Origin of the sequence: Streptomyces sp. NPDC059142 (assembly GCF_042755665.1) — a bacterium.
GTDB lineage: Bacteria > Actinomycetota > Actinomycetes > Streptomycetales > Streptomycetaceae > Streptomyces.
This window is the reverse complement of sequence record NZ_JBHZDA010000015.1, coordinates 97,708-104,878: the sequence shown is the minus strand read 5'-3', so window position 1 is coordinate 104,878 and position 7,171 is coordinate 97,708. Positions and strand designations below refer to the sequence as shown.

Here is a 7,171-nt window from a genome sequence, read left to right as displayed (position 1 = left end):
CGCCGGCCGGGCCGTCCTCCGCCAGCACCCGCCCGGCCACCGCGAACGCCGAACGGGCGGCGGGGACACCGCAGTAGACCGCCGACTGGAGGAGCGCGGCGCCGATCTCGTCCGGGGTCAGCCCGCCTCGGACGGCGGCCCGTACCTGGGTCGCCAGCTCGTCGTGGTGGCCCTGTGCCACCAGCGCCGTCAGGGCGATCAGATGGCGTTCGCGCCGGGGGAGGGTCGGGTCGGTCCAGATCTCCCCCCACGCGCAGCGCGAGACGAAGTCGTGGAAGCGCGCCGTGAACGCGGTGGTCCCGGCCTCCGTCCGCGCCACGTGCGCGTCGCCCAGCACCTCACGGCGGACCCGCTCCCCGCTGGGCGGCGCACCGCCCAGATGGGCCCGCAGCGCGGCCGTCACGGCCTCCGGGCGCTCGGCGGGGGCCAGATGCGCGGCGCCCGGCAGCTCGACGAGCGCGGCCCCCGGCACCCCGTCCGCGATCTCGCGGGAGTGCGCGGGCGGCGCCGCCGGATCCTCCCGGCCCGCGACGACCAGGGTCGGCGCGGTGACGGTGGGGAGCAGGTCGCGGATGTCGTACGCGCCCAGCGCCTCGCAGCACGCGGCGTACCCGGCGGGGTCGGCGCCGCGTACGTCGTCGACCAGCGCCGCCACCGTGAACCCCGGGGTGAACCAGCGGCTCGGCGACGCCCGCGCGATCCCGGCCATGCCCTCCCGGCGCGCGAGCGCGGCGCGCTCCTCCCACGGCCCCCGGGCGCCGAAGTGCGCCGAGGAGCAGATCACCGCCAGGCTGCTGATCCGCTCCGGGGCGTGCGTGGCGAGATGCAGCCCGACGGCGCCGCCGAGGGAGACCCCCGCGTACGCGAACCGCTCCAGGGCGAGCGAGTCGGCGAGCGCCAGCACGAGCCGCGCGAGATCGGCGACCGTCGCCCCGGGGCCGATCAGCGCGGCGTCGGAACCGCCGTGGCCCGGCAGGTCCCACCGTACGACCCGGTGGGAGACGGCGAGTTCGGGCACGACACCGTCCCAGAGCGCCAGCGAGGTGCCGAGCGAGGGGCCCAGCAGCAGCGGGGGCGCGCCGGCGGGCCCCTCGGCGCGGTGGTGCAGTCCCGCGACGCCGGCCGCGGCGGTCCCTTCCCGGTCCGAAGGTGGCTGCGAAGGGTTCTCCGAAGGGGTCAACGTCGCTCCAGGGCACGGTCGGTGAGGGGTCCGGCGCTGCCGGTGTACCGGGTGGGGTCGGTGAGTCCGCCGAGATCCAGCCCGGCGAGGGCGGGTTCGTCGGCGAGCACCGCGGTGAGGACGGCGGCGAGCGTCGTGGAGCCGGTACGGGTACGCCGCGCCGCCTCGGTGAGCAGCGCCTGGGCGCGGGCCCGGCCGACGAGCGGGGCGAGTACGGCCGACAGCCGCTCCGAGACGATCAGCCCGTCGGTGAGGTACAGGTGGGCGCGCATGACGTCGGCGTGGACCCGTATCCCCTCGGCGAGTTCCGCCGCGTCCCGTGCCGCGCCGCCGGCCAGCCGGAGCAGATCGCGCAGCGGTTCCCACTCGGCGTGCCAGGCGCCCGCGGGCCGTTCGTCCTCGGCGGTCAGCGAGCCGAGGAGCGTCGCGGCGAGGGCGGGCGCGCGCCGGGCGGCGGCGGTGATCAGCGTGGCCCGTACGGGGTTCGCCTTGTGCGGCATGGCGGAGGAGCCGCCGCCCGCGCCCTCGGACAGCTCACCGATCTCGGTGCGGGAGAGGGTGAGGACATCGGCGGCCGGTTTGCCGAGCGCGGCGGCCGTGAAGGCGAGGGCGGTGGCGAGATCCGCGACGGGGGTACGGAGCGTGTGCCAGGGCAACGCCGGTTCCACCAGGCCGAGTTCGGCGGCGAAGGCGGCGGGCAGCCGCAGCGCCGCCGCCGCGTCCCGGGGCCGCCCGCCATCCGTCCCGCCCGCCGTCCCGCCGTCCATCGCACGGTCCGTCCCGTGGCCCGTCTCCTGGCCGTACGCAGCGAAGGCCGCCAACGTACCGGCCGCGCCGCCCAGTTGGACGGGGAGCGTGGCCCGGACCGCGCGCAGCCGGTCGCGGGCGTCCAGCACCAGGCTCCGCCAGCCCGCCGCCTTCAGCCCGAAGGTGGTCGGGACCGCGTGCTGGGTCAGGGTGCGGCCCGGCATCACCGTGTCGCGGTGCTCGGCCGCCAGCCGCGCCAGCGCCCGTTCCGTACGGTCCAGATCCGCCAGGACCGGCTCCAGCGTCCGCACGGCCACCAGCATCGCCGCGGTGTCCAGGATGTCCTGGCTGGTCGCGCCCCGGTGGACGTACGGCGCGTACGCGGCCGGCAGCGCGGCGGTGAGCGCGGCCACCAGCGGTATCACCGGATTGCCGCCGTCGCGGGCGCGCAGCGCGAGATCCCGGGCGTCGGGGCGCGCCGCGTCGCAGGCCGCGCCGACCGCCCGCGCCGCCTCCCCGGGGGCCAGCCCCAGCGCCGCCTGCGCGCGGGTCAGCGCGGCCTGCGCGTCCAGCATCGCCCGGAGGAACGCGGTGTCCCCGGTGGCGGCCTCGGCGCGGCTGCCGGCCCGGCCCGGGGCGAGCAGCCCGGCGTCCAGCGGTCCCGCGCCGTCGGCGCCGGGGGTGTCCGCGCCGGGCGCGCCGCCGCCGGATGTGTCGTACAGGCTCACCGGAACTCCAGAAAGACCGTCTCCCCTTCGCCCTGAAGGCGGATGTCGAAACGGTACGTGCGCGGCGCCCCGGACTCGGGAGCGGCGACCAGCGTGGCGCGCCGCCCGTCGTCCAGAGAGGTCAGCAGCGCGTCCCCGGTGTCCGCCAGATAGGCGCGGGTGTAGAGGTGGTGGAGGAGGCCACGGGCGAAGACCGCGACGCTGATGTAGGGGACACCGCCCGGCGGCAGCGTACGGACCGCCCAGTGCCCGTCGGCGTCGGTCGGCACCCGCCCGAAGCCGGTGAAGCCGACCCCGTCGCGGCCGACGACCCGGCCGGTGACGGGGTCGTGGCGCAGCGACCCCGGCCGCCCGGCGCGCGAGCCGTCCGGCGCGGGCTGCCAGGTCTCGACCAGCGCGTCGGGGACGGGGCGGCCCGCGCCGTCGTAGACATGTCCGTGCAGGGTGAGGGTGTCGGGGTGGCCGGCCGGGGCGATCTCGCCGCCGCCCGCGAAGGGCAGGGCGTATCCGTAGAACGGCCCGACCGTCTGGGACGGCGTCGGCCCGAGGGGATGGGATCCGGAGCCGGACGGGGCGGGTGCGGACGCGGGCATCAGTGGTCGCCGCCTTCCTCGAAGAGCGTGGCGGACGGCCCGTCCAGCACGATGTCCCAGCGGTAGCCGAGGGACCATTCGGGCACGGACAGCCCATGGTCGTACGCCGCCACCAGCCGGGCCCGCGCCGACGCGTCGGTCACCGACTGGAGGACCGGGTCGTACGGGAAGATCGGGTCGCCGGGGAAGTACATCTGGGTGACCAGACGCTGGCTGAACGCCGTACCGAAGAGCGAGAAGTGCAGATGCGCGGGGCGCCAGGCGTTGACGTGGTTGCGCCACGGGTAGGCACCCGGCTTGATCGTGGTGAACCGGTAGCCGCCCTCGTCGTCCGTCAGACACCGCCCGAACCCGGTGAAGTGCGGGTCCAGCGGCGCCGGATGCTGGTCGAGCTGGTGCGCGTACCGGCCGGAGGCGTTGGCCTGCCACAACTCCACGAGCTGGCCGCGCACCGGCCGCCCCGCCCGGTCGAGCACCCGGCCCGAGACGGTGATCCGCTCGCCGAGCGGCTCGCCCGCGTGCTGCCGTGTCAGATCGTGGTCGAGCGCGGTGACGTCGGTGACGCCGAACGCGGGCCCCGTCAGCTCCACGGCCTCCGGGTCCCGCAGCGGGATCAGCGGCTGTTCCGGATGGCGCAGCCGGCTGCTGCGGTACGGCGGGTAGTCGCGCGGCGGGTGGTCCCCGCCGGCGGACGCCGCCCGCGCCTTGGCGACCTCGGCGTCCATCTCGCGCTGGCTCAGCCCGTCGGGCAGGGGAGTGCTGGTCACAGGGCGGCTCCGTGGGTACGGGGATGCGGCTGGACAGGGACGGGGGTACGGACCTCGGCGGCGGTCCTGCGGACGATCTCGGCGGCAGTGACCCCGGGCGCGCACTCCACCAGCACCAGCCCGTCGCCGGTGACGTCGAGCACCCCCAGATCGGTGATGATCCGGTCGACGCACCCCCGGCCGGTCAGCGGCAGGGAGCACTCCTGGAGGATCTTCGGGCCGCCGTCCTTGGCGGTGTGCGTCATCACGACGATGACCGTGCGCGCGCCGTGGACCAGGTCCATCGCCCCGCCGATACCGGTGATCAGCTTGCCGGGGACGGCCCAGTTGGCGAGATCGCCCCGGGCGGACACCTGCATCGCGCCCAGCACGGCGACATCGATGTGGCCGCCGCGGATCATGCCGAAGGAGAGCGCGGAGTCGAAGTACGAGGCCCCGGGCAGGACGGTGACGGTCTCCTTGCCCGCGTTGATCAGATCCGGGTCGACGGCGTCCTCCGCCGGGTACGGGCCGACACCGAGGATGCCGTTCTCCGACTCCAGCACCACCTCCACGCCGTCCGGGAGGTGGTTGGGGATCAGCGTCGGCAGACCGATGCCGAGATTGACGTAACCGCCGTCCGGGAGGTCGCGCGCGGCCCGCGCGGCCATCTCCTGCCTCGTCCAGGCCATCAGCCGCGCACCGTCCTCTTCTCGATCCCCTTGTCGGCGGCCTGTTCCGGGGTGAGCGCCACGACACGCTGCACGAAGATCCCCGGAAGGTGCACCTCGTCCGGCGGGATCCCGCCGGGCTCCACCAGCTCCTCCACCTCGGCGACGGTCACCCGGCCCGCCATGGCGGCGAGCGGGTTGAAGTTGCGGCTGGACTTGGCGAAGACCAGATTTCCGTGCCGGTCGCCCTTCGCGGCGCGCACGAGCGCGAAGTCGGTACGGATGCCGCGCTCCAGCACGTACTCCGTACCGTCGAAGTCCCGCACCTCCTTGGCCGGGGAGGCGAGCGCGACACCGCCCCGGCCGTCGTACCGCCAGGGCAGCCCGCCCTCCGCGATCTGGGTGCCGACCCCGGCCGGGGTGTAGAAGGCGGGGATGCCGCAGCCGCCGGCCCGCAGCCGTTCGGCGAGGGTGCCCTGCGGGATCATCTCGACCTCGATCTCACCGGCGAGGTACTGCCGGGCGAACTCCTGGTTCGCCCCGATGTACGAGCCGGTCACCCGGGCGATACGGCCCGCGGCCAGCAGCACGGCCAGCCCCGAGTCCAGCGCGCCGCAGTTGTTGGAGACCACGGCGAGATCGCGCACACCGCGCGCGTACACCGCCTTGATCAGCTCGTTCGGCACCCCGCTCAGACCGAAGCCGCCCACGGCGAGCGACACCCCGTCCCCGAGGTCGGCCACGGCCTCCGCGGCGCCGGCGACCACCTTGTCCATGCGTGAAGCCCCTCTCCCGCGGCGCCCGCCCCGGCGTCCGGCGCCCCGCGCGGCATACGTCCCAGGGCGCCAGATACTCAGGGCACTGACTATCTCGTCAAGATTTCACTCAAGCTGCCATCCGGCCCCACATCCGTCAAGAGCGGAAGCGGGGCGCCGTCGGGGCGCGTATCGTTCAGTACAAGGACGAAATCTCGCCGGGGAGAGCGCCCGGTGTCGCGCAGCCCGAGGAGCACACCATGGCCGCGGTGGACCTGACCACGCACCCCGGGCATCTCGCCCGCCGTCTCCAGCAGGCGCACTACCTGCTGTGGAACACGATGGTCTCCGAGGAGACCACCTCGCCGCAGTTCGCCGTGCTCAACGCCCTCGTCGCGGAACCGGGCCTCGACCAGCGCACCGCCGGGGAACGGGTCGGCCTGGACCGCTCCACCATCGCCGAGGTGGTCACCCGGCTGAGCCGCCGCGGCCTGGTCGACAAGGTGCGCGACCCCCAGGACGGCCGCCGCTTCATGCTGCGCGCCACCGACGACGGCGAGCGGGCGCACCGCAGGCTGGCGCTGCGCGCCGCCCGGATGAACCAGGTCTTCCTCGGCCCCCTCACCCCCGCCGAGCAGGAGGTCTTCGTCGATCTGCTCCGGCGGGTCTCCGAGGCGGCGGAGAGCCTGCGCGACCCCGTGGCGCCGGCGGCGCGCTGAAACCACCCCCCGTTCGGGCGACCGATCGCGGGTATGTCGGCTCCGTGCCTGGTCGGAGCCCGTCGGGCCGCGCGCGAACCCTCCTGACAGAATGTCCCCCATGACTACTGAGAACGTGTTCTTCGACATCACCATCAACGGCGAGCCGGCCGGCCGGATCACCTTCCGCCTCTTCGACGACGTCGTCCCCAAGACCGCCCAGAACTTCCGCGAGCTGGCCACCGGCGAGCAGGGCTTCGGCTACGCCGGGTCGAGCTTCCACCGGGTCATCCCGGACTTCATGCTCCAGGGCGGCGACTTCACCGCCGGCAACGGCACCGGCGGCAAGAGCATCTACGGCAACAAGTTCGACGACGAGAACTTCAAGCTCAAGCACGACCGCCCGTTCCTGCTCTCGATGGCGAACGCGGGCCCGAACTCCAACGGCTCGCAGTTCTTCATCACCACCGTGGTGACGTCCTGGCTGGACGGCAAGCACGTCGTCTTCGGCGAGGTCGTCGAGGGCCAGGACCTGGTCAAGAAGATCGAGTCGCTGGGCTCCCGCGCCGGCTCCACCTCGGCGAAGATCACCATCTCGGCCTCCGGTGCCGTGCAGGGCGCGTAACGACTAAGGTCGTGTCCCAGTGCCTGGGGCACCCGAACGGCCGCAGTGACCCTCCAGGCTTTCCGGCGGTGGAGGCACGGTGCGCTTGAGAGTGGAGTTCACGACCGAACCCTTCGACCTCGACGAGGCGCCCGCCCACGCGGTGGTGGCCCGCGAGGTCGTCCAGGGGGCGCGACTCGACGCGGTCGACGTCGGGCCGTTCGGCAACACCGTCGAGGGCGGCGCCGACACCGTACTGGCTACGGTGGACACCCTCCTGCGCGAGTCGCTGGCGGCCGGTGCGACCCGGGTCTCGCTCCAGGTCAATGTGATCGGGAGCGGGCCCGGGACCGCCGGAGACGCCGGAACCGGGGAGCGGCGCGCGACCACCGCGGCGTCGCGGCGGTGACCCCTCAGGGCGACCCCCCCGGAGTCCCGCAGCTGTAACC

At 74.5% G+C, this 7,171-nt stretch carries 9 protein-coding genes; 3 read left to right on the top strand and 6 right to left on the bottom strand.

Annotation, left to right across the window (positions count from 1 at the left end; all coding sequences use genetic code 11):
- The 6 genes from pcaD to ACFXPK_RS08715 form a co-directional block, all read right to left on the bottom strand.
- Positions 1-1,108, bottom strand: a 1,108-nt coding sequence (pcaD, locus tag ACFXPK_RS08740; protein WP_385073129.1) for a 3-oxoadipate enol-lactonase, incomplete at its 3' end; no start/stop codon positions are given.
- 68 nt (positions 1,109-1,176) lie between these two features.
- The gene (gene pcaB, locus ACFXPK_RS08735) at positions 1,177-2,583 is read right to left on the bottom strand and encodes a 3-carboxy-cis,cis-muconate cycloisomerase (RefSeq protein WP_385073126.1); all 1,407 of its coding nucleotides are present in this window, start codon (positions 2,581-2,583) and stop codon (positions 1,177-1,179) included.
- Between the two features lie 68 nt (positions 2,584-2,651).
- Positions 2,652-3,248, bottom strand: a complete 597-nt coding sequence (pcaG, locus tag ACFXPK_RS08730) for a protocatechuate 3,4-dioxygenase subunit alpha (protein ID WP_385073114.1) — start codon at positions 3,246-3,248, stop codon at positions 2,652-2,654.
- Complete coding sequence (pcaH, locus tag ACFXPK_RS08725) at positions 3,248-3,973, bottom strand: protocatechuate 3,4-dioxygenase subunit beta (protein ID WP_385006680.1); 726 nt, start codon at positions 3,971-3,973, stop codon at positions 3,248-3,250. The genes pcaG and pcaH overlap by 1 nt, the downstream gene beginning before the upstream one ends.
- A 38-nt stretch (positions 3,974-4,011) precedes the next feature.
- Complete coding sequence (locus ACFXPK_RS08720) at positions 4,012-4,686, bottom strand: CoA transferase subunit B (protein WP_385073111.1); 675 nt, start codon at positions 4,684-4,686, stop codon at positions 4,012-4,014.
- Positions 4,686-5,441 (bottom strand): CoA transferase subunit A, encoded by a 756-nt coding sequence (locus ACFXPK_RS08715; protein ID WP_385006670.1) that lies wholly within the window; start codon positions 5,439-5,441, stop codon positions 4,686-4,688. The genes ACFXPK_RS08720 and ACFXPK_RS08715 overlap by 1 nt, the downstream gene beginning before the upstream one ends.
- 239 nt (positions 5,442-5,680) lie before the next feature.
- On the opposite strand from ACFXPK_RS08715, the gene ACFXPK_RS08710 reads away from it, so the two are divergent.
- The 3 genes from ACFXPK_RS08710 to ACFXPK_RS08700 all read left to right on the top strand — a co-directional run bounded on the left by ACFXPK_RS08710 (position 5,681) and on the right by ACFXPK_RS08700 (position 7,131).
- Positions 5,681-6,139: a MarR family winged helix-turn-helix transcriptional regulator gene (locus ACFXPK_RS08710; RefSeq protein ID WP_385006672.1), complete on the top strand. Its 459-nt coding sequence runs from the start codon at positions 5,681-5,683 to the stop codon at positions 6,137-6,139.
- A 100-nt stretch (positions 6,140-6,239) separates the two neighbouring features.
- The gene (locus ACFXPK_RS08705; RefSeq protein ID WP_385006674.1) at positions 6,240-6,743 is read left to right on the top strand and encodes a peptidylprolyl isomerase; all 504 of its coding nucleotides are present in this window, start codon (positions 6,240-6,242) and stop codon (positions 6,741-6,743) included.
- 79 nt (positions 6,744-6,822) lie between these two features.
- On the top strand, positions 6,823-7,131 hold the full coding sequence (locus ACFXPK_RS08700) for a hypothetical protein (protein WP_385073109.1): 309 nt from the start codon (positions 6,823-6,825) through the stop codon (positions 7,129-7,131).
- Positions 7,132-7,171: the final 40 nt, after the last annotated feature.